Origin of the sequence: Deinococcus metallilatus (assembly GCF_004758605.1) — a bacterium.
GTDB lineage: Bacteria > Deinococcota > Deinococci > Deinococcales > Deinococcaceae > Deinococcus > Deinococcus metallilatus.
Map to the genome: position 1 here is coordinate 1021137 of NZ_CP038512.1, position 24493 is coordinate 1045629.

At 69.7% G+C, this 24493-nt stretch carries 23 protein-coding genes; 12 read left to right on the forward strand and 11 right to left on the reverse strand.

Annotation, left to right across the window (positions count from 1 at the left end; translation table 11 throughout):
* The first annotated feature begins 42 nt into the window (after positions 1-42).
* The 3 genes from E5F05_RS10860 to E5F05_RS10870 all read left to right on the forward strand — a co-directional run bounded on the left by E5F05_RS10860 (position 43) and on the right by E5F05_RS10870 (position 3324).
* Positions 43-1485 (forward strand): aldehyde dehydrogenase family protein, encoded by a 1443-nt coding sequence (locus tag E5F05_RS10860; RefSeq protein ID WP_129118646.1) that lies wholly within the window; start codon positions 43-45, stop codon positions 1483-1485.
* A gap of 275 nt (positions 1486-1760) precedes the next feature.
* Complete coding sequence (locus E5F05_RS10865; RefSeq protein ID WP_129118647.1) at positions 1761-2465, forward strand: GntR family transcriptional regulator; 705 nt, start codon at positions 1761-1763, stop codon at positions 2463-2465.
* Positions 2458-3324 (forward strand): sterol desaturase family protein, encoded by an 867-nt coding sequence (locus E5F05_RS10870; protein WP_129118648.1) that lies wholly within the window; start codon positions 2458-2460, stop codon positions 3322-3324. Before E5F05_RS10865 ends, E5F05_RS10870 begins: the two co-directional genes overlap by 8 nt.
* A gap of 23 nt (positions 3325-3347) precedes the next feature.
* Here E5F05_RS10870 and E5F05_RS10875 read toward each other — a convergent pair whose 3' ends face one another.
* The 3 genes from E5F05_RS10875 to scpA all read right to left on the reverse strand — a co-directional run bounded on the left by E5F05_RS10875 (position 3348) and on the right by scpA (position 6573).
* Positions 3348-3764, reverse strand: coding sequence for a hypothetical protein (locus E5F05_RS10875; RefSeq protein WP_129118649.1), 417 nt, complete (start codon positions 3762-3764; stop codon positions 3348-3350).
* 39 nt (positions 3765-3803) lie between these two features.
* Positions 3804-4316, reverse strand: coding sequence for a hypothetical protein (locus E5F05_RS10880; protein ID WP_129118650.1), 513 nt, complete (start codon positions 4314-4316; stop codon positions 3804-3806).
* A 73-nt stretch (positions 4317-4389) separates the two neighbouring features.
* A complete protein-coding gene (gene scpA, locus E5F05_RS10885) occupies positions 4390-6573 on the reverse strand; it encodes a methylmalonyl-CoA mutase (RefSeq protein WP_129118651.1) in 2184 nt (727 codons plus the stop codon).
* 155 nt (positions 6574-6728) lie between these two features.
* Between scpA and rpe the strand changes: the two genes are divergently transcribed.
* A complete protein-coding gene (gene rpe, locus E5F05_RS10890) occupies positions 6729-7373 on the forward strand; it encodes a ribulose-phosphate 3-epimerase (protein WP_241687136.1) in 645 nt (214 codons plus the stop codon).
* A complete protein-coding gene (locus E5F05_RS10895; protein ID WP_129118653.1) occupies positions 7370-8095 on the forward strand; it encodes a 2-phosphosulfolactate phosphatase in 726 nt (241 codons plus the stop codon). The genes rpe and E5F05_RS10895 overlap by 4 nt, the downstream gene beginning before the upstream one ends.
* Positions 8096-8148: 53 nt before the next feature.
* On the opposite strand, the gene E5F05_RS10900 is transcribed toward E5F05_RS10895, so the two are convergent.
* Positions 8149-8496 carry a VOC family protein gene (locus E5F05_RS10900; RefSeq protein WP_129118654.1) on the reverse strand — a complete coding sequence of 116 codons (348 nt, stop codon included), beginning with the start codon at positions 8494-8496 and terminating at the stop codon, positions 8149-8151.
* Between the two features lie 49 nt (positions 8497-8545).
* On the opposite strand from E5F05_RS10900, the gene nspC reads away from it, so the two are divergent.
* Positions 8546-9763: a carboxynorspermidine decarboxylase gene (gene nspC / locus E5F05_RS10905; RefSeq protein WP_129118655.1), complete on the forward strand. Its 1218-nt coding sequence runs from the start codon at positions 8546-8548 to the stop codon at positions 9761-9763.
* Between the two features lie 502 nt (positions 9764-10265).
* Here nspC and E5F05_RS10910 read toward each other — a convergent pair.
* Entirely contained in the window at positions 10266-11543 is a 1278-nt protein-coding gene (locus E5F05_RS10910) for a DUF4384 domain-containing protein (protein ID WP_129118656.1), read from the reverse strand.
* Positions 11544-11755: 212 nt separating this feature from the next.
* Here E5F05_RS10910 and E5F05_RS10915 point away from each other — a divergent pair, with 212 nt between their 5' ends.
* Entirely contained in the window at positions 11756-12148 is a 393-nt protein-coding gene (locus tag E5F05_RS10915) for a hypothetical protein (RefSeq protein ID WP_129118657.1), read from the forward strand.
* 121 nt (positions 12149-12269) lie between these two features.
* Complete coding sequence (locus E5F05_RS10920) at positions 12270-13226, forward strand: alpha/beta hydrolase (protein WP_241687127.1); 957 nt, start codon at positions 12270-12272, stop codon at positions 13224-13226.
* A 36-nt stretch (positions 13227-13262) separates the two neighbouring features.
* On the opposite strand, the gene E5F05_RS10925 is transcribed toward E5F05_RS10920, so the two are convergent.
* The gene (locus tag E5F05_RS10925; RefSeq protein WP_129118659.1) at positions 13263-14033 is read right to left on the reverse strand and encodes a DUF554 domain-containing protein; all 771 of its coding nucleotides are present in this window, start codon (positions 14031-14033) and stop codon (positions 13263-13265) included.
* Between the two features lie 72 nt (positions 14034-14105).
* Positions 14106-15056, reverse strand: a complete 951-nt coding sequence (locus E5F05_RS10930; protein WP_129118660.1) for a leishmanolysin-related zinc metalloendopeptidase — start codon at positions 15054-15056, stop codon at positions 14106-14108.
* A 472-nt stretch (positions 15057-15528) separates the two neighbouring features.
* Here E5F05_RS10930 and E5F05_RS10935 point away from each other — a divergent pair, with 472 nt between their 5' ends.
* Complete coding sequence (locus E5F05_RS10935) at positions 15529-15732, forward strand: helix-turn-helix domain-containing protein (protein WP_129118661.1); 204 nt, start codon at positions 15529-15531, stop codon at positions 15730-15732.
* Positions 15733-15864: 132 nt separating this feature from the next.
* Positions 15865-16554, forward strand: a complete 690-nt coding sequence (locus E5F05_RS10940; protein ID WP_241687128.1) for a hypothetical protein — start codon at positions 15865-15867, stop codon at positions 16552-16554.
* Between the two features lie 8 nt (positions 16555-16562).
* Here the strand turns inward: E5F05_RS10940 and E5F05_RS10945 are convergent, their stop codons facing one another.
* Positions 16563-17498 (reverse strand): phosphotransferase, encoded by a 936-nt coding sequence (locus tag E5F05_RS10945; protein WP_164973442.1) that lies wholly within the window; start codon positions 17496-17498, stop codon positions 16563-16565.
* Complete coding sequence (locus E5F05_RS10950) at positions 17495-18739, reverse strand: cytochrome P450 (protein ID WP_129118663.1); 1245 nt, start codon at positions 18737-18739, stop codon at positions 17495-17497. The genes E5F05_RS10945 and E5F05_RS10950 overlap by 4 nt, the downstream gene beginning before the upstream one ends.
* 119 nt (positions 18740-18858) lie before the next feature.
* Here E5F05_RS10950 and E5F05_RS10955 point away from each other — a divergent pair, with 119 nt between their 5' ends.
* The gene (locus E5F05_RS10955) at positions 18859-19917 is read left to right on the forward strand and encodes a potassium channel family protein (protein ID WP_241687129.1); all 1059 of its coding nucleotides are present in this window, start codon (positions 18859-18861) and stop codon (positions 19915-19917) included.
* On the opposite strand, the gene E5F05_RS10960 is transcribed toward E5F05_RS10955, so the two are convergent.
* Entirely contained in the window at positions 19886-20656 is a 771-nt protein-coding gene (locus E5F05_RS10960; protein ID WP_129118665.1) for a DivIVA domain-containing protein, read from the reverse strand. The two genes, E5F05_RS10955 and E5F05_RS10960, sit on opposite strands and share 32 nt — an antisense overlap.
* Positions 20653-21297 carry a YggS family pyridoxal phosphate enzyme gene (locus E5F05_RS10965; protein ID WP_129118666.1) on the reverse strand — a complete coding sequence of 215 codons (645 nt, stop codon included), beginning with the start codon at positions 21295-21297 and terminating at the stop codon, positions 20653-20655. Before E5F05_RS10965 ends, E5F05_RS10960 begins: the two co-directional genes overlap by 4 nt.
* 258 nt (positions 21298-21555) lie before the next feature.
* On the opposite strand from E5F05_RS10965, the gene E5F05_RS10970 reads away from it, so the two are divergent.
* Positions 21556-24087: a BamA/OMP85 family outer membrane protein gene (locus E5F05_RS10970; protein WP_129118667.1), complete on the forward strand. Its 2532-nt coding sequence runs from the start codon at positions 21556-21558 to the stop codon at positions 24085-24087.
* Positions 24088-24493 lie beyond the last annotated feature (406 nt).

Genomic DNA, 24493 nt, shown 5'->3' on the forward strand with positions numbered 1-24493 from the left:
TACTGCCCCCATTCCAACTGGTCAGACCACTTGTGGAGGACTATGAACACCACTTCGTCACCGCCTGTTCCCGGCGACATTCAGGCCATCTTCGAGGCGCAGCGGGCACACCGCCTGCGGATGGCGCAGACGGACGCTGCCCCGCGACAGGCCATCCTGCGCCGCCTGCGAGACGCGATCAACCGGCATCGGGTCAGGCTGGCGGAGGCCCTCGCATCCGACCTGGGCAAGAGCCGCGCCGAGGCCGAAATCACCGAGCTGCATTCCGTGGTCGGGGAATTGAACCACGCCGTCGCCCACCTGCCACGCTGGATGCGGCCCCGACCGGTAGCGACGCCCGCCACGCTGCTCGGCTCGCGCAGCCGGGTGGTGCCCGAAGCCCGCGGCGTGACGCTGATTCTCAGTCCCTGGAACTACCCGGTGAACCTCGCGCTCGCGCCGCTGGTCGCCAGCCTCGCGGCGGGGAACACCGTCATTCTCAAACCCAGCGAGAAGGCGCCCGCGACGGGCCATGCGCTGCGTGCCTTGCTGGAGGAGGTCTTCGAACCGCACCTCGTCGCCGTGGTGGAGGGCGGCCCGGACGTGGCGGAGGCGCTGACCCGCCTGCCCTTCGACCACATCTTCTTCACGGGCAGCGGTGAGATCGGGCGCCGGGTGATGGAGGCCGCCGCGCAGAACCTCACGCCGGTCACGCTGGAACTGGGCGGCAAGAGTCCGGCCATTCTCGGGCAAGGGGCCGACCTTCACCTCGCCGCCGAACGCATCGGCTGGGGCAAGTTCCTGAACGCGGGGCAGACCTGCGTGGCTCCCGACTACGTGCTGGTGCCGGAGGCGCAGCATGACGGGTTCGTGGAGCGGCTGCGGGAGGTGGTCAGGCGCCGTTACGGGTCCGGCCCCGACACGCTGAAGGATTTCGGGCGGCTGGTGGACGCTGCGAGCGTGCAGCGGCTGGAGCGTCTGACCCGCGAAAGCGTGGAGGCCGGGGCGCGGGTGGTGTGCGGCGGGCAGTTCGACGCCGGGAAACGCTTCATCTCGCCCACGCTGGTCACGCACGTCACGCCCGAGATGCCGCTGATGCGCCAGGAACTCTTCGGCCCGGTCCTGCCCATCCTGCCCTACCGCGACCTGGAAGACGCGCTGGCGCTGGTGCGGCGGCTGGATACGCCGCTGGCCCTGTACGTCTTCACCCGCGACCCGGACGAGGCCGAGCAGGTGCGCCGCGAGACGCGCAGCGGCGGCCTGGTGGTCAATGGAACCGTCGTTCACCTCACCAACCCGAACCTGCCCTTCGGCGGCATCGGCCCCAGCGGGATGGGCAGCTACCACGGCGAGTACGGCTTCCGCGCCTTCAGCCACGAACGCGCCGTGCTGCACGAGGCGGCCCTCAGCCCCACTCAACTGAGCTTTCCGCCCTACGGCCGCCCTGCTCCCCGTTTCAGTGCCTGGCTGCTGCGCCAGATGGAACGCACGCTGCCTTCGGGTTAGGGCTGAGGACGGACGTGATTCAGAAAGAGGGCGCGTGCAGCAGGACTTTTTTCGCTCCTCCCCCTTGAACGCCATTACAGGCAGGGCGCGCAGAACCGTTTTTCTCGTCTGGCACGAGGGCGTGCCTCACCCGTCACCCCCCTCCTCAACCCTCTCCTGCGGAGCTGTACCGGTCTGCTCCGCAGCTTTGCAAGTCCCCCGCAAGGGGAGAGGGAGAAAAAATCTGTTCATTCTGGTCAGACCTCTGACCTGCTTTTCAGAAGGGAGCTTCCCCCATGACCCTGCCCCGCCGCCCCGCCCTTCACGCCGAGGAGGTTCTGCTGGCCCGCCTGCTGGACGGTCACTATCCCCCCGGCACCGCCCTGCCCGCCGAGCGCGAACTGGCCGCCGAACTGGGCGTGACCCGCCCCACGCTGCGCGAGGCCCTGCAACGCCTGGCCCGCGACGGCCTGCTGGACATCCGGCAGGGCAAATCCACCCTGGCCCGCGACCCCCGCGAGGGCGGCCTGACTGTCCTGGCGCACCTGGCCGCGCGCGGCGGGCTGAACGGGCTGATTCCCGATCTGCTGGACCTGCGCGCCGCACTGCTGCCCCACTGGACCACCGCCGCTGTCGCTTGCCCGGCCGCCGCCGCCGAACTGGCCGACCTGCTGGCCGAGGTTCCCCGCGAGAGGGAAGATGACGCCGCCGTCTGGGCGTCCTTCGACTGGCGGGTGCAGAGCGCGGTGGCCCGGCTGAGCGGCAACGCGCTGGCCCCGATGCTGCTGGGCAGTTTCCGGGGCGTATTCGCGGCGGCGGGAGCAGTTTACTTTGCTTCTCCCGAGCGCCGCGCCCGCTCGCGCCGCTACTACGCCGAACTGCGTGAGGCCGCGCGGCGGGGTGACGCCGACGAGGCCGCCCACCTCGCCCGGGAGGTCGCCGCCGACAGCCTGAGGCTCTGGCAGCAGGCGCAGGAGGGAGAGAAGGCTCCCCGTGTTTGACCTGATCCAGAAGGCCGTTCCCTTCTTCATCCTCTCGCTGGTGCTGGAGTGGGCCGCCTACTTCTTCCTGCGCGAGAAGGACGAGGCGGCGGGGCACAACTACCCCGGCTATGGCACGGCGGACACCCTGACCAGCCTGAGCATGGGCATCGGGAACGTGCTGGTCAACGTGGTGTGGAAGGGCGTGGTCGTGACCCTCTACGCGGCGCTCTACACGCTCACGCCGCTGCGGATGCCCGCCCACGCCTGGTGGGCCTGGGTGCTGCTGTTCTTTCTGGACGACTTCGCCTACTACTGGTTTCACCGCGTCAGCCACGAGGTCCGGCTGTTCTGGGCGTCGCACGTCGTCCACCACTCCAGCCAGCACTACAACTTCTCCACGGCGCTGCGCCAGACCTGGGTGCCGATGACCGCGCTGCCCTTCTGGCTGCTGCTGCCGCTGCTGGGCTTCGAGCCGTGGATGGTGCTGCTGGCGCAGAGCTGGAACCTGCTGTACCAGTTTTTTGTCCACACCGAGCGCGTCGGGCGGCTGCATGCCTGGATCGAGGCCGCCCTCAACACCCCCAGCCACCACCGCGCCCACCACGGCAGCAATCCCCTGTATCTCGACCGCAACTACGCGGGCATCCTGATCATCTGGGACCGGCTGCTCGGCACCTTCCAGCCCGAAACCGAGCGCGTCCGGTACGGGTTGGTCCACAACATCCACACCCACAACCCCGTGACGGTCGCTTTCCACGAGTTCGCCGCCCTGTGGCGCGACGTGCGGGCGGCACGGACCTGGCGTGACCGCCTGGGCTACCTGTTCGGCCCGCCCGGCTGGCAACCCGCGCCGCCCACGGGGAGGGAGAGGGGTTGAGCCTCACGCTGGCATTCCCAGGGTCAGCACTTCACCCGCTGGGGCACGGGGCGCAGGTAGGAACGCAGCGAGGCCGTCACTCCCGGCGCCCGGTAACCGCTTTCCTTCACCAGCCGCCCACGGGCATCAAAGCTGCCGCGCAGGTCCAGCACCCGTCCGGCAAAACCCGTCTGCCGGATCGTGACCCCGGTGAGCCTTCCGGCCCGGTCATAACTCTGCGTGACATGCAGGACATTGTCGGGGTAACGGTGCCCGTACTCCAGCGAGCGCACGTGGCCCTGCCCGTCCACCCGGTAACGCACGCCGTCTTGCGAACAGACCCGCAATCCTGCCGTGATGGGCGCTGTCGGAGCTGGCTTCAGGGAGGGGACGGGCGGCAGGCTGTCCGCGGAGGCGCAGGTAAGAGCCAGCGGCAGCAGAACAGGCAGGAGGCGGCGCATGTCGCAGGTACGTCCGCCCCCTGGCCCCGGTTCCCCGCTTCAGGCCGGGCAGCGGCCCAGGCGCAGCGCCGCGGTGTCGAGGCGACCGAGGCGGCGCAGGTCGGCGTTCCAGCCGGGACGGCGCGTGCCGGACTCGTGGAGCAGCAGTCCGCGCGGGTCGTACTCGGCGGTCACGTTGTACAGCAGCCCCGAGAGGCCCGACGCGCTGCCCGTCGCCAGCCGCAGACGCCCCGCCGCGTCGTAGTAGCCGGTGAAGGCGATGGAATTGTCCGGTTCCCGCTGGTCATAGCGCACCAGGCGCGGCGTGCCCTTGGCGTCCACCAGCACGCTGAGGCGGGGTTGACCGGAGCGGTCGAGGCAGTTCGCCGCCACGGGGGCGGACCGCAAGGCGCCGCTGCGCTCCAGCAGCCGCACCTGCGCCGTCTCCCGCGCCACCTGCACGCGGGCCTCCTGCACGGCGGTCGGCTGGCGCGGCGGCGCCGTCTGCGCCAGGGCAGGTGCGGCGGCCAGCAGCAGGGGGGCGAGGGAGGCGATCAGCTGGTGAGGCTTCATGCCCCCTTGTACCCTCTGTGTGTGAGTGAGCCTGGGGAGTGAGACTCATGGTTCTTTCACATGCACGCTCCCCTCAGGGTGTGAGGGGCGTCTCGGGCTGGCGTGCACGCAGCAGTCCCAGCACCTCCCGGGCGGAGTTCAGGATCGGCGTGCCCGGCCCGAAGATACCCGCCACGCCCGCCGCCCGCAGCGCCGGATAGTCCTGCTGCGGAATCACGCCGCCCGCCACCACCAGAATGTCGTCCGCCCCCTCGGCCCGCAGCGCCCCGATCAGGTGCGGGATCAGCGTCTTGTGCCCGGCGGCCTGACTGCTCACGCCGATCACGTGAACGTCGTTCTCAATGGCCTGCCGCGCGGCCTCCTCCGGCGTCTGGAAAAGGGGGCCGACATCCACGTCGAAGCCCAGGTCGGCAAAGCCCGTGGCGATGACCTTCGCGCCCCGGTCGTGTCCATCCTGGCCCATCTTCACCACCAGGATGCGGGGGCGGCGGCCTTCCGCCTCGGCAAAGGCTTCGATCTCGTTCTGAAGGGCCGCGAAGCCCTCGTCGCCGTCGTAGCCCTGTGCGTAGACGCCCGAGAGGGTGCGGACTTCCGCCTGATGGCGACCCCACACACGCTCCAGCGCGTCACTGACCTCGCCCACGGTGGCGCGGGCCCGCATCGCGTCCACGCTCAGCGCCAGCAGGTTGCCCTCACCGGTGCGGGCCGCCTCCTCCAGCGCGGCGAGGGCACGGGCCACCGCTTCCGGGTTACGCTCGGCCTTCACCTGGTTCAGTCGGGCGATCTGCGATTCACGCACCGCCACGTTGTCGATGTCCAGCACCTCCACGGGCGTCTCGTCGGTGGTGCGGTACTTGTTCACACCCACGATCACGTCCTCGCCCCGGTCGATGCGGGCCTGCTTGCGCGCGGCGGACTCCTCGATGCGGAGCTTGGGAATGCCCGCCTCGATGGCCTTGGCCATTCCGCCCAGTTCCTCCACCTCGCGCATCAGTTCGCGGGCTTTGTCGGCCAGGTCGTGCGTCAGGCGCTCCATCAGGTACGAGCCGCCCCAGGGGTCCACCACCTGCGGGATGCCCGTCTCCTCCTGAATGACCAATTGCGTGTTGCGCGCGACCCGGGCGCTGAAGTCGGTGGGCAGGCCGATGGCCTCGTCGAAGGCATTCGTATGAAGGCTCTGCGTCCCGCCGAAGACCGCCGCCATCGCCTCAATCGTCGTCCGGATGATGTTGTTGTAGGGGTCCTGCTCGGTCAGCGACCAGCCGGAAGTCTGGCAGTGGGTTCGCAGGGCGCGGCTCATCGGGTTCTTCGGCTCGAACCGCGCCATGATCTCGTCCCACAGCAGCCGGGCGGCCCGGAGTTTTGCCACCTCGGTGTAGAAGTTCATCCCGATGGCGAAGAAGAAGCTCAGCCGGGGCGCGAACTCGTCCACGCTCAGGCCCTTGGCGAGCGCGGCCCGCACGTACTCCAGCCCGTCGGCCAGCGTGTAGGCGAGTTCCAGCGCCGCATTCGCCCCCGCCTCCTGCAAGTGGTAGCCGCTGATGGAGATGGAGTTGAACTTGGGCATCTCCCGCGCCGTGAAGGCGATGATGTCCGCGACGATCCGCATGGACGGCTCGGGCGGATAGATATACGTATTCCGCACCATGAACTCTTTGAGGATGTCGTTCTGGATGGTGCCGCTGAGTTGCGCCCGGGGCACGCCCTGTTCCTCGCCCGCCACGATGAAGGCGGCCAGGACCGGCAGCACCGCCCCGTTCATCGTCATGCTGACCGACATCTCGCTGAGCGGGATGCCCGCGAAGAGAATCTTCATGTCCTCGACGGAATCGATGGCGACCCCCGCCTTGCCTACGTCGCCCACCACGCGCGGGTGGTCGGAGTCGTAGCCCCGGTGCGTGGCGAGGTCAAAGGCGACGCTGAGGCCCTTTTGCCCGGCGGCGAGGTTCCGGCGGTAGAAGGCGTTCGATTCCTCGGCGGTGGAAAAGCCCGCGTACTGGCGGATGGTCCAGGGGCGGGCGGCGTACATGGTGGCGCGCGGCCCCCGCGTGAAGGGGGGCAGGCCCGGCAGCGTGTCCGCCCCTGTGGGCAGGTCGGCGCGGGTGTAGAGCGGCTTGAGGGTGAGGCCCTCGGGCGTCGTGCGGTTCAGCGTTTCGGGGGCCGCGCCGCGCAGGTCCTTCTGTGCCAGCGCCCGCCAGGCAGAAAGGTCGGGCCACGCGGAGAGGTCAGGGGCAGCGTTGTCGGGGAGTGGGGTCATGGCAAGTCCTCCGTCTGTCCCGCATGATGCCACGCAGCGAACGAACGGGCGTTAGGCGCGGCCACGTGCCCGTTCCTTTCCGCTAAATGAGGAATGTTAGACTGCGGGACGTGACCTCCGATGCAGCGGCCTCTCCCTCCTCCCGGGCGGCGCGGGTGAAGCTCGCTCCCAGCCTGCTCTCCTGCGACTTCACCCAGCTCGGGGCGGAGCTGAACCGGATCGTGACCGCCGATTACGTGCATGTGGACGTGATGGACGGCCTCTTCGTGCCCAACATCTCCTTTGGCTTCCCCATCCTGGCCGCTGCCCGCCGCGCCAGTCCCCTCTTCATGGACGTTCACCTGATGATCGAACGGCCCGAACGCTACCTGCGCGAGTTCGCGGAGGCGGGCGCGGACGGGATGACAGTTCATGTGGAGGCCACGCCGCACATTCACCGCGCCGTGGGCATGATCCACGAACTCGGCAAGCGGGCGGGCGTCAGCCTCAATCCCGGCACGCCCCTGGAGGCGGTGCGGCCCGTACTGAGTGACGTGGACCTGGTGCTGGTGATGAGCGTGAATCCCGGCTTCGGCGGGCAGAAATTCATCCCGCAGAGCGTGGAGCGCATCCGCACGGTGCGCCGCTGGCTGGATGAACTGGGCAGCGCTGCCGAACTGGAAGTGGACGGCGGCGTCACCCCGCAGAATGCCCGCCTGCTGGCCGACGCGGGCGCGACGGTTCTGGTTGCGGGGAGCAGCGTCTTTGGGCCGCAGGGGCCGGAGGTGGGGCTCGCCCGGTTGAGAGAGGCCCTCGCTTGAGACTGCGCGTGGACCTCCTCCCGCACGGGAACTACCCGGACGTGGTGCTGGTCGTGGACGTGCTGCGCGCCACCACCACCGCCGTGACGTACCTGGAGCGCGGCGCGGACGCCCTGCTGCTCACGGCCACGCCCGAAGTCGCGCTGGGCCTGCGCGGGGAGGCCGCAGAAGGGAAGCTGGTGCTGGGCGGCGAACGCGGCGGGCTGCCGATTCCCGGCTTCGATTTCGGCAACAGCCCGGTGGAGGCCGCCGCGCAGAACTTCACCGGCCGGGTGGTCGTGATGAACACCACCAATGGCACCGGGGCCGCCCACACCGCCGCGCAGACCGGCAAACACGTGTTGCTGGCCGCGCTCACCAACGCCCACGCCGCCGCCCGCCGCGCCCGCGCGCTCGCCAGCGAGGAAATCGCCATCGTCTGCGCCGGGACTGACGCCCGGGTGGGTCTGGAGGACGTGTACGCCGCCGGGGTGCTGGCCGAGTACCTGCTGGCGATGGGCGAATTCGGCATCGACGACGGGACCCGCATCGCGCTGACCGTGCGCCGCAATGCCGGGAACCCCATCGAGGCCCTGAGCAGCAGCGGCCACGGCCAGCACCTCGTCAGCCTGGGCCTGGGCGACGACGTGCGCTACGCCGCGCAGGTGAGCACCAGCACGGTCGTGCCCATCCTCGACGCGGTGCAGGAGACGCCGGAGGCGCTGCGGTTCGTGGTGGGGTGAGACGGGGCTTGTGGCGCGTGGCCTGTCGCTTGTAGAGGTGGAGGCGAGGCGGTCTATTCGCCCTTCTGAATCACGCAGAACCGGTTGCCGTCCGGGTCGGCCAGCACGACATAATCCGCGTCCGGCCCGTAGCGCCAGTCCACCCGCTGAGCGCCCAGCCCCAGCAGCCGCTCCACCTCTGCCGCCTGATCCCCGGCGTACAGGTCGAGGTGATGCCGCTTCGCCTGCGGCGACGTAACGAGCTTCAGGGCCAGTTGCACGCCGTGGCCCTCCCGTGGAACCAGCACCGCCCAGTCGTCATCCGGTTCGTCGCGCAGTCGGTAGTTCAGGGCCTGCGTCCAGAAGGCGATGGCGCGGGGAAGGTCCCGCACGCCCCAGACGAGAGAGCCGATTCGCAGCATGGGTCAGTATGCCCCTTCCCTCCACCCCCGACCCGTTACCCTGTCCCCCATGACCGTCTCTGACCTGAAGCTCCCTGCCGTGACCCCCACGGACTCGATTGACTGGAAGGCCATTCCCAGCCCGGCCTTTGTCCTCGACGAGTCGAGACTCCGCCGTAACCTCGCCCTGATTTCCCACGTGCAGCGCGAGAGCGGCGCGCAGATCATCGTGGCCTTCAAGGGCTTCGCGATGTGGAAGACCTTTCCTCTCCTGCGCGAGTACGGCATCACCGGGGCGACCGCCAGCAGCCTGAACGAGGCCCTTCTGGCGAAGGAGGAGATGCGGGGCGAGGTTCACGTCTACGCGCCCGCCTACAGCGAGGCGGAGTTTCCCCTGATCCTCGACCTGGCCGACCACCTCGTCTTCAACTCCTTTTCGCAGTGGGAACGCTTCAGGCCGCAGGTGGAGGCCGCCCGCGCCGCCGGAAAGGAACTGCATGTCGGCCTGCGCGTGAACCCCGAATACGCCGAGGTCGAGACGGACCTCTACAACCCCGCCGGGCCGTTCTCGCGCCTGGGCGTGACGCGCCGCGAGTTCCGCCCGGAACTGCTCGACGGCATCGACGGCCTGCACTTCCACACCCTCTGCGAAAAGGACAGCGACACGCTGGAACGCACGCTGGAAGTGGTGGAGCGTAACTTTGGGGAATTCCTGCCTCACATGAAGTGGGTCAACTTCGGCGGCGGCCACCTGATGACCCGCCAGGGCTACGACCTGGAGCGCCTGATCCGGGTGGTGCGGGCCTTCCGCGAGAAGTGGGGCGTCCACGTGATCCTCGAACCCGGCAGCGCCTTCGGCTGGCAGACCGGCTGGCTGGTGAGCAGCGTGCTGGACGTGGTCCACAACGTCAAGGACATCGCCGTTCTGGATATCTCCGTCAGCGCCCACATGCCCGACGTGCTGGAGATGCCCTACCGCCCGCGCATCCTGGGTGCCCGTGACCCAGGCGAGGGGCAGGAAACGCACCGCGAGGCCCACGACTACTACCCCTACATCATCGGCGGGACCACCTGCCTCGCGGGAGACGTGGTGGGCGAGTACGTCTTCGACCACCCGCTGAACATTGGGGACCGGGTGGTCTTCGACGACATGATCCATTACACGATGGTCAAAACGACCTTCTTCAACGGCGTGAAGCACCCTGATATCGGCATCCTGCATATGGACGGCACGTATGAGCGGGTGAAGACCTTCGGGTACGGGGAGTTCAAGGCGAAGCTGAGTTGAGGCTCTGAGCCGTGAGCGATGGGCTATGAAAAAGATGGCTGCCGCCACAAGCCGAAGCTTCCGGGTGCTGGTTCATAGCTGAGGACTTACGCGAAAGACGAGTGCATGTGGGAGAGGGTTTTAGCCCCTCCCCCCTTGCGGGGGACTGGTACAGCTCGCACCGCGAGAGGCTGGGACTCGCAGAGCTGCTTGCAGAGGGGAGTGGGCGGCGCAGCCGTTCCAATGCGGGAAAACGCGATTTCCCTCTGCCGCCGAGAACCATGTTTCGCGTAAGTCCTCAGCGCTCAGCTCCACCCAGACGAGCGCCCCAACCACTCCCGGCTGGGGCGCTCGTCTGCTGGTTTCCCTTTTGGAGAGGAGAGGCGAAAGGCTGTGCGTGGAGGACGGGACTCACCGCCGGTCCGCGCGCCGATTCAAACCCGGCCCGTGTGGGACGCGGGAGGGATCAGGCCGGAGGTGGGGCGAAAGGCGCAGCCAGGCACCCCCGGCGCGGAGGGTCAGATCACTTGCGGTACACCTTGACCACGCCGTTCACGGTGCGGAGGGTGCCGCCCTCGAAATCGGCGGCCCAGGCGCCGTTCAGCAGGTACTGGTCACGGGTGGGGAAGCCCAGGAACGAGCCGCTGCCGCCCAGGCCCTGATAGGTCTTGAGGATGGAGCCGGTCAGCCAGAAGGTGCCGTACTTCTCGGTGCCGTACAGCGCGCCGTTCTGGAAGAAGCCGTAGAGGCCGCTGGTGCCGAAGCTGTTGCGGGGGATGACCTTCTCGTCCCCGGCGGCCCACCCCAGGCGGGAGGGCGGACGGGTGGCGCCGTTCTCAGCCCGCGCCAGGGCGAGGTAGCGTTCCAGCAGGCGGCCGTGGACGGCGTAGGCGCGGCTGCTCCCGTTCGCGTGCAGCAACACGGCGTCGCCGTAGGCCGCCACACCCTGGAACTTCTGCCAGAGGCCGTCACCCCAGGGGACCGCGTAGCTGCTGGCCTCGCCCAGTGACTCGCTGCCCTTCAGGCGGTCGTAGGCCTGCACCATCGCCTGGTCGAAGTCGCCGTTCTGTTTCTCGCCGGGCTGGATGGTCGTGACCGGCTGCGCGGGGGCGGGCTGTTGCGGCGCGGGCTGGACAGGCTGACTGGGTGCGGGCTGCCCGGGGGTGACGGACACCGTGCCGGTCGCGCCGCCCTGGTTGCTGCCCTGGTTGCCGTCTGGGTTGCCGACCCGGAAGATCGCCACATCGGTCACCCAGCCGTCTTCGGGCAGGGGGTTCACCACGATGCTCAGCGCGCGGGCGAGGTTTTCCTGGCCCTGCACCTTCACCCGCGCGAAGCCCTCGCCCTGCACGAAGCGGGCGATGTCGTCGATGTTGAGCTGTTTGGTGCTGGCCAGCGCCAGCAGCTTGTCCTGGCCGTTCGGCCCGCCCACCGTCAGGGTGTACTTCGCGCCGTCGGCGGGGAAGATGCGCGTGACGCCCGCCTGCACGAAGTTGCTCTCCTCGTAGCTGTTGGGGAAGAACAGGTCGATCTGGCCGTTCGCGTTCACGTTGAACAGGTACACGTAGGCGTCCTGATTCGTCTTCAGGCCGATGGTGATGTTCTCGCCCTTGCGGTACACCGGGTTGCCGCGCCCGCTGGCGTCCTTGTTTACCCACACCTGCACGCCCAGTTTCGTCTCCACCGGGTTCACGATGATGCTCTGCGCGGTGATCTTGGCCGGGCCAGCACTGGCGACACCCGCCGCGCTCAGGCCCAGCATGGCCGTAATGGACAGCATTCCCTTCAGATTGGTCCGCATTCCTGCCTCCTTGTGATGCGGGACAAGGTAAGGTGCGAACCTGACTGGGCACTGATAGATCACCCTGGAAAACGTTGTGCTGCACGAGCATGAACATCTCTTCAAGCCCTGTTCCTTCAGGTGGGGATGGGGTGAGGCGAGCCTGACCACACCCTGACGCTGTGGGGGTGGGGTGCTGCGGCCTCCAGCCCGCAGCCCTTACCCTGGCCCGCATGAACCGCCTGCTCCTCGCGCTGGGCCTGATGACGCTGCCCCTGGGGGCGCACGCTGCCACATCACCTGACCCCTGGCCCGGCAGCCCGGTGCTGGTGCGGCTGTTCAGCCTGCCCGCGGGCCGTGCGGACGGTGAGCGCCTGAGCCGGACGCTGGCCCTGACCCCAGTGCAGATCGCGGAATTGCGCCGTCTGGCGCGGGTTGAGGCCGCCTACGGGCAGGCGGGGCGGCAGGTGATCGGCCGCCAGGAAGCCGCGCGGCTGAACGCCCGCATCGCCGTCATGCGCGTGGAAAAGGACCGCAAGGTGCGCGCCCTGCTCGGCGCGAAGTATCCGGCCTTTCGCCAGTGGGTGCGCGTGTGGTGGGCCGGGCAGGTGCGGGCCGCGCGTTAGAGCCTTGTTCAGAATGACGGTATGCCGGGAAGATGGTCGCGGAAGGCGCGTGTTACCTTCGCGTTGCTCGCTGGTCCGCCCGCCCATGAATCAGACCAGTCCCCGTATCAGGAGAGTGCCCATGCGAACCCTGCTTGCTCTGACTGCCGCCCTTACCCTCACGCCCGCGCTGGCCGCCAGCCGGGAAGTGACGCTGGAGGTGCCGGGTGCGCACCTCGCGGCGACCCTCCAGACGCCGGACGGCCCGCAGCACGTCCGCCCGCCCGTCGTGCTGATCATCGCGGGCAGCGGCCCCACCGACCGCAACGGGGACAACCCCCTCAGCGGGCCAGCGGGCACCTACCGCAAGCTCGCGGCGAACCTGGCGGCGCGGGGGATCGCCTCCCTGCGCTACGACAAGCGCGGTATCGGCGCGAGCACCCTGGCCGACCCGCGCGAGGAAGCGTTGAGCTTCGACGACTTCGTGAGCGATGCCCGCGCGTGGCTGGCCTGGCTCGGGCAGCAACCGGACCTCGGCCCCGTCGGGGTGATCGGGCACAGCGAGGGCGGGTTGATCGCCCTGGCGGCGCTCCAGGGCGACAGCCCGGCCCGCGCCCTGGTCCTGCTGGCGGCCCCCGGTGAGGACATCGGCACGACCATCCGCCGCCAGCTCGCGCAGAATCCGGCCAATCCGCCCGAGCTGGTGCGGGAGGGGAACGCGATTCTGGACGCGCTGGGCCGGGGCGAGACGGTGGCGAACGTTTCGCCCGTCCTCGCGCCCCTGTTCCGGCCCAGCGTGCAGCCGTACCTCCGCAGCAGCCTGAAGTACGACCCGGCAAAGCTGATCGCCACCGTGAATGTCCCCACCCAGATCGTGCAGGGGGACCGCGACCTGCAAGTCCGGCTGGAGGACGCCCGCCTGCTCGCCGCCGCGCAACCGGCCGCCCGCACGTTCCTCGCGCCCGGCGTGAACCACGTTCTCGTTCCCGCGCCGCTCGACCCCGCCGGAAACCTCGCCACCTACGCGAACGCTGGGCTACCCATTGAGCGCGGTCTACTCACGGCAGTCGTGGAGTTCCTGAAAGCCAACCTGCATTGAGGGGTTGTGGGCGGTAGGGCAAAGGTTCCTCCAGCCTTACAGCCTCCCCGCCACCCACAACGCCACCGGCCCCAGCAGCAGCGCGGGCAGCAAACTGCCGACCCGCACCCGGCGGTCTTCCCACCCCAGGCCCGCCAGCATCAGGTTCCACGAGATGCCCGCGATCATCAGGCCGCCGACGCCGGTGATCAGGAGGACGTAGGGGTTGGTTTTCAGGATGCCGGGGTCCGCCCCGCCCAGCAGGCCCGCCGCGAACGCGCCCGCCGCCAGGCTGATGCCCCCTTGCAGCAGCAGCACCGTGAGGGCACTGAAGCCCACGCCGATACCGTACGCACCCGCCAGCGCCAGCGCCGCGATGCCGTCCAGCGTGCTTTTCAGGACGTAGGTGGACGAGTCGCCGGTCAGCCCGTTTTGCAGCCCGCCCACCACCGTCATCGGGCCGATGCAGAACAGCAGGCTGGCCGCGACAAAGCCCTCCGTGAAGCGGCCCCCGCCCCGGAACCGCCGCCTCAGGCTTTCGCCCAGGCGCGCGAGGCCCTCCTCGATGCCCAGCGCCTCCCCGATGACGGCTCCCAGTGCCAGGGCCACCAGCGCCAGGATCACGCCGGGAATGCTGCCGCCCGTGACGCGGTTGAGGTTACCCGCCATGTCCAGCGCGATGAAGAGCGTGACCAGCGAGAGCGTTTGCAGCAGGGTCCGCTGCGTGCGCTCGGGCAGCCTTCCACTCAGCGTGAGGCCCAGCACGGTGCCGACAAGGACGGTGGAAACGTTGATCAGGGTGCCGGACAGTTGGGCGAGGAGGCTCATGCGCCTTCACCCTAGCGTGCAAAAGGGCCGCCCCCACGCGGGGTGAGGGCGGCCGGAGGTGGAGGCGCGGCGTTACTCGCTGCGGTACTTGGGCGTCAAGACCTGCTCGTGCGCCCCGAGGTCCAGCCCGGCGGCGGCGCTCTGGCCGGAGAGCAGGCTGTAGCTGTCGGCGGCGGCGTAGTTCACCACGTAGCCCATGTCCTGCAAGGAACCGACGCTCATGCGCGACAGCGGATTCACGACGCCGCTGTTCAGGTAGCCGGTCATCAGTTCCGTCTTGAAGGTCGTCTCGCGCCAGTGGGCGCCCGCCGTGCCCGACCCGCCCTGGTTCTCGACGGGCACGGTGGACAGGGTGCCGCCGAACGCGCGGTACTCGCGGACGCCGTTGGTGCCCTTGTACACGGGGTTGGTGGTGCCCACGCCGCTCACCAGGCCGAACTGCCGCCACAGCGACCCGATGCCCAGCGAGTGCCCCAGCTCGTGCACGGCGATATCGGCCAGTTGGCTGCTGAACTGCGACAGGTCCGCCGTGTCGAACACCAGCGTGGAATAGGTGGTCAGGCCGCTCGCGGAGCGCACGCTGCACGGCCCGCTCTGGGCGAGGATGCCCCCGGGGCCGTCGATGCTCTTGTTGCCGGTGAACACCATGATGTCGTCGATGGTGCCGCTGTAGGCCGCGTTGCTGCCGCAACTGTTGGCGGGGATGTTCGCCGTCACGCTCGGCAGGCCCTGCGTGACGACCTTCTGCCAGCGGCTGGCGGCGGCCTGCATCGCGTTGACCACGCTGGGGTCACTGCCCGGCGCGAAGTTCAGCGTGATGTTGTAGGCCTCCGTCGCCTGCTCCTTCAGCGGGCTGGACTGCACGTAGGGGTCCACCGGCAGCGAGGCGACGTTCAGCGCGGGGGCCTGCGCCGTCTGGTCCTCGGGCAGCGCGGTGTTGGCCGTCGTGGTGCCGTTCGTGCCGCAGGACGCGAGCAGGGCGGTCAGCGCGAGGGTGGCGGCGGTCAGGGTGAATCGGGACATGGGGCCTCCTGGCAGGCTGGGGAAAGGGGCTGGAAGGACGCTCCGGCGGCCCCCGCTTCCGTCCCCTTCACCCGCCGCGACGGGCAGCGGGGAGAGCGGGGGAAGGCGCAGTGGGCACGTCAGAAACGACTGAAGGTTAGAGCGGCAGGTGTGATGGGCCGGGACGGGGCAGAAAAAGAGCCGTGCTGGTGCGTTCTGCCCGCTTTCATGGGCGACCTGCGGACCGGTGGGGGAGCCGCTCCGCCCGCCGCCTGTTCACAGGTCGTGGCCGGGGCCTGAAAGGACCTTTATCCTTGACCGCCTGCTGACCTGTGGCGTGGTACGCTCCTGTCAAGTTGACCGGCCTGCCTGCCCCCGCGTTCCCTCTTCCGCCTCTGGGCGGCGGGGACCCGGGTGCGCCGGTGGCCGGGCACAATTCAGAACGTCGTCGGGGCTGCCGTGAGGTGGCCCCGCGTGCTTTTCGGAGGTTTCCTTGACGCTCACCGAACAGTTCCAGACGCTCCCGAAGCTCCTGAAGGTCCGCGAGGTCGCCGACTTCACCGGCACCCACGAACGCACGGTCCGCCGCTGGATTCGTGACGGCCGCCTCGGCGCGGTCGAACACCCCAACGGACTGCGGGTCCCCCGGCGTTCGCTGTGGCGCTTCCTGGGCCTGGACTTCAGCCTGAGCGCCTGACGTTCCGCCCCTGCGGCGGGGAGTGGGCAGCCCGCTATGCTGACCGGGTATGGTCCCCTCCGGTGCCCTTCAACCCCGGCGCGTGCTCTCCGGCATTCTGGATACGTTCAGGGCGTGATGGGCAGGACAAGCTTGACGCTCGCCTCCGTCCGGGCCGCGCTGGAGCGGGGAGACGACCCCGCCGCTCTCGGCGCCCTGCGCGCCCTGACGCCCTCCCTCGACGAGCGGGACGGGGCCGCCGCGCTCGCCCTGCACCTGGGGCAACCGGGGCTGACGGTCTGCTGGGCCAGTGATCCCCTCACGCTCGCCGCCGCGCATCTGCGGCTGGGGAAGCCGGGTCAGGCCCTTGCCGCGCTGCACGGCCAGCCGGACGCCGCGAGGCCCGCCCTGCTGCGTGCCCGGGCCGGGTGGCAGGCCCGGCAGGCGGACGCGCCTGAGCTGGCCCGGCACGCCCGCACCCTCGCCCGCGCCGAAGGGGACGCCGGGGCACTCGTCGCCGCCGCGACCCTGCTGGGTGAACTGTTGCTGCCTGGTGACTCGAAAGCCGCCCTCCGCACCCTGGCCGAGGGGCTCAAGGTCGCTGAACTGGGCGGGCAGGAGGCCGACGCGCACCTGCTGGCCGTGCTCGCCCACGCGCAGGCGCCGCTGGGCAGCCCGGACAAGGCGGGGCGCACCGCCGCGAAGGCGCTGAGCCGCAGCCTCCCGCGCAGCCCGGCCCGCGTGGTCGCCCTGCTGGCGCTAGGGCGTGCAGAGGAGGCCCGCGCCGAGGCCGCTGCGGGGGAACTGGGTGAAGTCTGGTGGCAGCCCTGGACCTCCACCTGAAGCCGGATTTAGGTCAGAGCCGCCCACCTCACCTGGAAAGGGACATAGGGCGGCGGGCCGATGAACCGGCGTGGGCCGGGGTTGCCCTCGATGTACACGCTCTCGTAGGTCCAGACATTCCGTTCCTGAAGGAAGGCGTAGAAGGCCCCGCCGTCCGCCAGTTCGTCCGCTGACAACGGCAGACGCTCGCGGTAGCCCTTCAGAAACGCGGTGGACAGCGCCGGGTCGAGCTTCAGGCTGAGGTCCAGGCAGCGGACGATCTCCCAGGCACGGGGGGCCAGGCGGGTCTGTTCCCAGTCGATCAGGGCCGCAGGGCGCGTGCCCACGAAGAACACGTTCCCGTCGTGGTAATCGCCGTGCAGGAAGCGGTGGGGAAAGGCGGGCTGGTGATCGGGCAGGGGAGAGGCCCGCAGGTGCGCCAGCCGTTGCCGGGTCCGCGCGAGTGCCCAGCTGTCCACCTCGTCTGGGGCAGGGAGGGCCAGGAGGGCGGCCTCCACGCGCTCCAGCCGCTCCACCGTGCGTTCGATGCTGGACGCGCGGAGCTGCGGCACCTCGAAGGGCACAGCGGGCGGCAGCCGGTCATGCAGCTCCGCCAGGAAGGTGCCCAGCGCCGCCGCATAGGCGGGCGTAAGGGCGCGGCGCGGTACGGGTGCCCCCGGCGCGAGCGGAAACAGGGCGGCCAGTTCCCCCCCGATCTGGCCGAGAGCCCCGCCACTGCGGGTGGGCAGGGGTTCCGGCGTGGGGACACCGGCCGCCACCGCGGCAGCAATCGCCCCATGTTCCCGCCCGGCCCTCGCCCGGTCGGGGCTGCGGTACACGCGCAGATGAAAGGCCCCGGCGGCGGTCAGAACGCGCCAGGCGCCGTTGATGCTGCCGCCGCCCAGCGGCCTGACTGCCTGGACCGCCCCCACGTCCCAGACCCGCGCGACCTCTTCCGGCTTCACCGCGGCAGCACGTCCAGCCGGTTCAGCCCGCGAATCACGAAGCCGCCCACGTATTCCGGTTCGGCGTCCGGGTCACGCAGCCGCAGGTCCGGCAAGGCCCGCGCCAGCGCCCGCAGGCTCAGCGAGAGTTCCAGGCGGGCCAGCGGGGCACCCAGGCAGTAGTGCGTGCCCAGGCCGAAGGTCAGGTGCGGGTTCGGGTCACGGGTCAGGTCGAGGCGGTCGGGCTGCTCGAAGCGGCGGGGGTCGCGGTTGCCGCTGGCGTACAGCAGGCCGATCTTCTCGCCGGGGCGCAGGGCCGCGCCGTGCAGGGTCAGGTCCTCCAGCACGTACCGCTCGAAGAGGGGCAGCGGCGTGTCGAAGCGCAGCAGTTCCTCCAGCGCGGTGCGGAAGAGGGGCAGGCTGTCCTCCCCGGGCGCGGCCCGCACCAGCGCCTCCCAGTGCTGCCGCTCGCGCAGCAGGGCCAGCACGCCCGCCGCGAGGCCGTTCACCGACGCCTCGTGCCCGGCGTTCAGCAGCAGGATGCAGGTGTCGATCAATTCCTGCTCGGTCAGGCGGTCGCCCTCCGCCTCGACCTGCACCAGCGCGGTGATCAGGTCGTCGCGCGGCTCAGCCCGCCGCGCCCGCGCGAGGTCGCGCAGCAGGGCGCTGAACTCCAGCACCGCCCGCTCGGCCCCCGCCTGCTCCTGCGGCGTGTACGTCGGCTCGTACAGGCGCACGATGGCCGCCGACCAGGGGCGCAGCAGGTGCCGCTCCGTTTCGGGCACGCCCAGCAGTTCCGCGATCACCGTGACCGGCAGCGGTTCGGCGTAGTCCGCGACCAGATCGAAACCGCCCGCCGCGCCCAGCCCGGTGAGTTGTGCCGCCAGGATCGCCTCGATGCGGCCCGAGAGCGCCTCCACCCGCCGGGGCGTGAAGGCCAGGCCCACCAGGGACCGCAGCCGCGTGTGCTTGGGCGGCTCGCTCTCCAGCAGGTGGTTGTTGTTGAAGGCGTCGAAGTGCGCCTGCCGGGGATCGGGCGGCGGCCAGCCCAGCTCCTCGCGCGAGTAGCGGTGCAGCACGCTGCGCCCGAAGCGGCGGTCGCGCAGTGCGGCGGCGATGTCCGCGTGCCGCGTCAGAAAGACCCGGTTCAGCGCCGGATCGCGAAAGGCGGGCGTCTCCTCCCGCAGCCGGGCCAGCAGCGGATAGGGATCACGGACGAACGCCGGGTCGCCCAGGGGCAAGGTGAACTCGGGCAGGGGCATGGTGACAGGCTACGGCACCTGCCAAAAAAATGCCGCCGTTGTGGCGGGACGGAAGGCGGGCGTTCTCCCGGGCATCCGGGGAGGGCACGCGGGCAGCCCGCTCTGGCAGAATGCCCGCCATGTTGTTGCGCTCCCTGCTGTGGCTGCCCGGAGCGGTCCTGATTCTGGTGGTGCTGCTCGATCTGCTGGCCAGCAGCATGCAGACCGGCGAGGGCCGCCTCACGCGCCTGATTCACCGTCCGCTGTACGCGGCTGTCCAGGCGCTGGCGCGCCTGACGGAGCGCCGCAGCCTGCTGGCGTGGTCGGGGTCCGTCCTGATGGTCGGGACCCTGACGGCCTGGGTCCTCCTGTCCTGGCTGGGCTGGTCGCTGGTGTTCTGGACCCGGCCGGGGGCACTGGTCGGGGCCTCGACGGGCACGCCCGCCGATTTCTGGGACGTGCTGTATTTCGTGGGCTACACCATGCCGACCCTGGGCCTGGGCGACCTGAAGCCGGTCTACATCGGCTGGCGCCTGCTGACCGACCTGACCGCGCTCGACGGGTTCGTCCTGATCACGTTCGCCATCTCGTTCATCGTGCCGGTCGCCCAGGCCCAGGCGGGGCGGCGGATTCTGGCGCTGCGGATTCACCGCCTGGGCGGGACGGCCCAGGGCCTCGTCACCACCGCCTGGTATGACCACCCCCACGGGCTGCAAGGGCTGGTGGACGACCTGGCGGTCAGCCTCAACGCCCTGGACGCCCAGCTCAAGAACACCCCCGGTCTGTACCGCTTTCACGACCGCCGCCACGAAGAATCGCTGGAGATTTCTCTGCCCGCCCTCGACGAGGCCCTGAGCCTCATCGAACACGCGCTGGACGCGCCGCCCCCCAGGGGCCTGCGGGCCGTGCGCGCCTCCATCTCCAGCCTGCTGGACACGTACCGCTACGTCCATCCCGGAACCCCCGCGTCCCCCCCGCCCCTCCCCGACCTCACGCCCCTGCGGGCGGCGGGTCTGCCGCTGCGCGGGGGCGCCGAGGTCGAACGGGCCTTTGCCGCTCTGACCGACCGCCGCCGGGTCCTGCTGGACATGACCCGGCGGGGAGGCTTTCACTGGTCGCAGGTGGAGCAGGTGGAGGACTGTGTTTACCCTGACCCGGGCCGTGGGATCACGCGAACGGCTGGCCCTCGCCGCGCGTGAGGGCAGGCTCGGCCGGGGCGGGGCCGCCTTGCTCGCCTTCCGTGACCGGGGCGGCGAGGACGGCCGTCCCGGCCGGGATGGCCGCGGGCAGCGGCAGGTCTTCCCCGGCGGGCAGGTGCCGGGCGCTGAGTTCGGAAAAGGACTGCACCAGCGCGCGGTACTGGCTGACGAACTGGCTGTATTCGGTGCGGACCGCGCTGAGGCGGGCGCTCAGGTCGGCGTGCCGCTCGGCGTAGGCGCGTTCCAGGTACACGGTGCGCTGGGCGTGGGCGCGGTCGCGTTCCAGGGTGAGCTGGTGGTGGTCGCGTTCCAGGTCGGCAAAGCGGCCCCGGAAGGCGGCCTCCAGTTCGTGCATGCGGGCCTGGTGCGCGGCTTCGAGTTCGGTGAGGCGGACCTGCGCTTCCTGTTCCAGCCCCTCGCGCCGGGTCTGCGCCTCGGCCAGCATCAGCTCGCACTGGCGGGTGGCGTTCTCGCGCAGGTCGTGGCCGATGCGTTCGGCGGCGACCACCGCGCGCCGGATCTCGTCCTCGCAGGCGCGGCGCTCGTCGAGTTCGCGTTCCAGTTCGGCCACGCGCGCGCGCAGGTCCTGCCGCTCGTGCAGCAGGGCTTCGAGCTGGTCGGCCACCTGCCCCAGAAAGGTGCGGACGCTGGCGCGGTCATAACCGCCGGGGCGGCCCGGAAAGGTGTGGTGGCCGATGTCGAGGGGGGTCAGGGGCTGGTTCGTTGGGGACTGGCTCATAGAAAAAGGCTCCTTCCGACGCGCACCAGGGTCGCGCCCTGCTCGATGGCGACCGCGTAGTCGCCGCTCATGCCCATGCTGAGGTCCGGGAGGCCGAGGTCGTGGGCCCGCCGCGCCGCGTCCGCGAACACGGGCCGGGCGGCGTCCGCGTCCCCCTCGGGGGCCATCACCATCAGCCCCCGCACGTTCAGGCCGGTCTGCACCACCCCAGCGTAGACGCTGCGGAGGTCCTGCGGGTGAATGCCGTGCTTCTGCGCCTCGCCGTTGTGCAGTTGCAGCAGCACGTCCGGCGCGTGCCCCCACTTCGCGGCGGCGTCCGCGAGGGCCTGCGCCTGCCGCACGTCCTCCAGCGCGTGGATCAGCGTGACCGGCCGCATGTACTTGACCTTGTTCAGTTGCAGCGGGCCGATGAAGTGCCACTCCACGTCCGGGAGCTGCGCCGCCTTGTCGCGGAGTTCCTGCGCGCGGCCCTCGCCCAGCGGAAAGCCGCCCGGCTGGAGGTCGGCGTAAGGCAGGACCTGCGTGCGGATCGCTTCCAGGTCCTGCCCCTTGGTGACGGCCACCAGGCGCACGCTGCCCGCCGGACGGCCCGCCCGCTGTTCGGCGGCGCGGATGCCCGCCAGGACCTCCGGCAGACTCACGCGGCCCTTCCCGGCGTTGCCTGGGGGATCATGTCCCGCTCCTTTCGGTTGTGCCTCACGCCGGGCATTGTGGCCTGTCCGGGCGCGGCGCTCAAGTCCGGCGCGTGGGTCTGCCCGGGAATGCGGAGGTGGACGCTTCGTCAACGTTCCTTCACCCTTCTCAGCCCACGAACAGGAAAGGTGAGACAAGGCACTTGCCAGGTGCCCCGCTTCAGCCCTTGCGGGGAGTTTCCGCGCCTGTGCAACACTAGGAGACGCATGCGACACCCCCACACCCTTGCCCTCACCCTCTTCCTCGCGGCTCCCGCCGCCCTCGCTCAGCAGGCCGGGACCGTGCAGGACGTGGTGATCAACGGCACCAGTGATCTGCTTTCAAACTATGTCAAGGCCACGCTGAACGTGCAGCCCGGCGCGGCGCTCTCCAGCGTGAATCTGCGCCAGGTCGAGCAGGACGTGCTGGCGACCGGCTACTTCAGGACCGCCACGGCTGAACTGCGGACCATCGGGGGCCGGGACACGCTGGTGATCACGGTCACGCCGAACCCCACCATCGCGTCGGTGGACGCCACCGGCCTGACCTTCCTGCCCGCCGAGGGCTTCAAGAAGAGCATCGCGGACCTGCTGAACGTCGCGCCCGGCGCCACGCTGAACACCCAGCGGCTCGACCAGGCCAAGGAGGCCCTGGCCCAGAACTACCGCTCGGAAGGCTTTCCCTTCACGCCCAGCATCAGCGCCACCACCAAGACGAACAAGGACGGCACCGTCGCCGTCAGCTTCGTGGTGGACGAGACGGCGCCTATCAGCCGGGTGGAGGTCGAGGGCGTGTCCCTGCTGCCCGCGCAGACCGTCACCAATATCTTCAAGCCGCTGTACGACGCCCGCAAGTTCACGGTGCCCGCCTACTACAACGCCGTGCAGCAGCTCCAGCAGGCCTACGACGCGGCCGGGTACCTCCAGAGCGGCGTGAACCTCCAGGCCAGCACGCTGGAAAACGGGGTGCTGAAGGTGCGCGTGGTCGAGGGCAAGGCGGCCAGCGTGAACCTCGACGGGATCGAGGCCCCCGGCGTGACCCTCCAGACCAAGCCGGGGCAGCCGCTCTCGCTGGAGCGCCTGCGCGCCGACGTGCGGACCCTCGCCAACAAGACGGGGAAGCCGGTGGGTTTCGCGCTCCAGCCCGACCCGCAGAACCCCGGACAGGTCGCGGTGTACTTCGGCGCGGCGGACGTGGCGAGCGGCCCGGTCAAGCAGATCGTCTTCAAGGGCAACACCCAGGTGCCCACCGCCACCCTCGCCGCCGCCATCAAGACCAAAGTCGGGGACGTGTACTCGCCGCAGCTCGCGCAGGAGGACTTCCTGGCCCTGCGCGACGCCTACCGCAAGGCCGGGTACGAACTCAGCACCCGCGACGCCATCACCTTCAACGAAGGCACCCTCACCTTCAACATCCGTGAGGTGAAACTCGCGGGCTACGAACTCCAGTGGCAGGGCAAGCACAACACCAAGGACCGGGTGGTGCTGCGCGAACTGCCCGCCGCCGGGCACCTCTTCAACCTCACCGAACTGCGGGAGGGGCTGGCGCGCGTGAGTCGCCTGGGCTTCGTGCAGGTGGTGGGCGAGAACGTCCGCAGCGACCCGCAGAACCCCGAGAGCGTCACCTACGTGCTGACCCTGGCCGAGAGCAACCAGGGCATCCCGGTCAGCCTGGGCCTCCAGTACGACAGCATGACGGGCTTTGCCGGGGACGTGGCCTACAGCAATCCCAACGCCTTTGGCCTGGGCCACAACTTCAGCGTGCAGGCGGGCGCCCAGCAGAACGACGCGGGGCAGAACCTGTTCGGGAACGTGTCCTACACCATTCCCTGGCTGGACCTGAACTTCCTCGACTTCCGCACCAACCGCACCAGCCTGGGCGCCACGCTGGGCAGCCAGGTGGCGGGCAACCTGGCCCTGATGGACAAGAGCAGCGGGACCGCCGTGGACACCGGCCGCCAGTACACTGTCCGCACCAGCGGCTTCAGCGTCCGCGCCGGGCGCGACATCACCAAGTACCTGTCCGCCTCGCTGGGCACCGGGTTCAGCTACCGCACGTACTTCCTCGAACCGCTCAAGGGCGACGAGACGAGCAACTACACCGACGAGCAGGCGACCAACCTGCTCACACCCACCACCCGCACCACCAGCGTCAGCGCCAGCCTGAACTACGACAGCACCGACAACCCCGAATTCCCCAGCCGGGGCGTGCGCGCCAACACCGACGCTTCCTACAACTTCGGCGCTTCGGGCAGCACCCCGGTGAGCTGGACCGACGTGCAGGCCGGGGCGAGCACCTACCTGGGCCTGGGCCGCACGCTGGACAAGGGCCTCGGCATCCAGACGCGCCAGCAGGTCTTCGCGGTGCGCGCCAACGCCGGGACCATCGGCGGCAATCCCCCCACCGGCACCGGCTACAACGTGGGCGGCGGCAGTTCCCCGGCGGCGGCCTACCAACTGCGCGGCCTGGACAACAACCAGCTCTTCGGCACCAACTACTTCACCGCCAGCGCCGAGTACCGCTACGACTTCAACCTCACCAACTCCTTCACCCAGGGCCTCTACGGCGTGGCCTTTGTCGACGCGGGCGACGCCTGGAACAATGGTGAAACCTTCAAGCTGAACTACGGCGTCGGCGCGGGCGTGCAGCTCAACCTGGGCTTCGGCGGCGCACGCCTCCCCAGCCTGCGTTTCGACTACGGCTACAGCCCCCAGAACGGCAGCGGCAAGTTCTACTTCCGCATCGGGAACTTCTTCTAAAGGGGGGAGGGGAGAGGCGGGCCTCACGGGGGGCCTGCCTCTCTTTATGGGCTTAGACTCATGGCGTCCCGCTTCGGGACGGGGTGCATGACAACCGGGAGGGGAGGCGCAACACGGGTTCAAGCGAAAGCACCCGGAGTTGCGTTCCGGGTGCAGAAAGGAGGTGATCCTTATGGCTAGACACCGTAAGGATACACCCAAGCGCCCGCGCAGGCAATGGAAGCCTGCTGAGATCGCCGGGATCATCACGGCCCTCGGCACCTTCCTGACTGGCCTGGCGGCGCCCTGAAATAAGCCTCTCTCCCCCGGTTGCACCTTTCTTTCAGACCCGTTCTTCGCCCAGGCGGGGGCGTTTTTTGTGGTTTCCGGCGCGCACCCGCTACCATGCCCCGATGAACCGCCACCG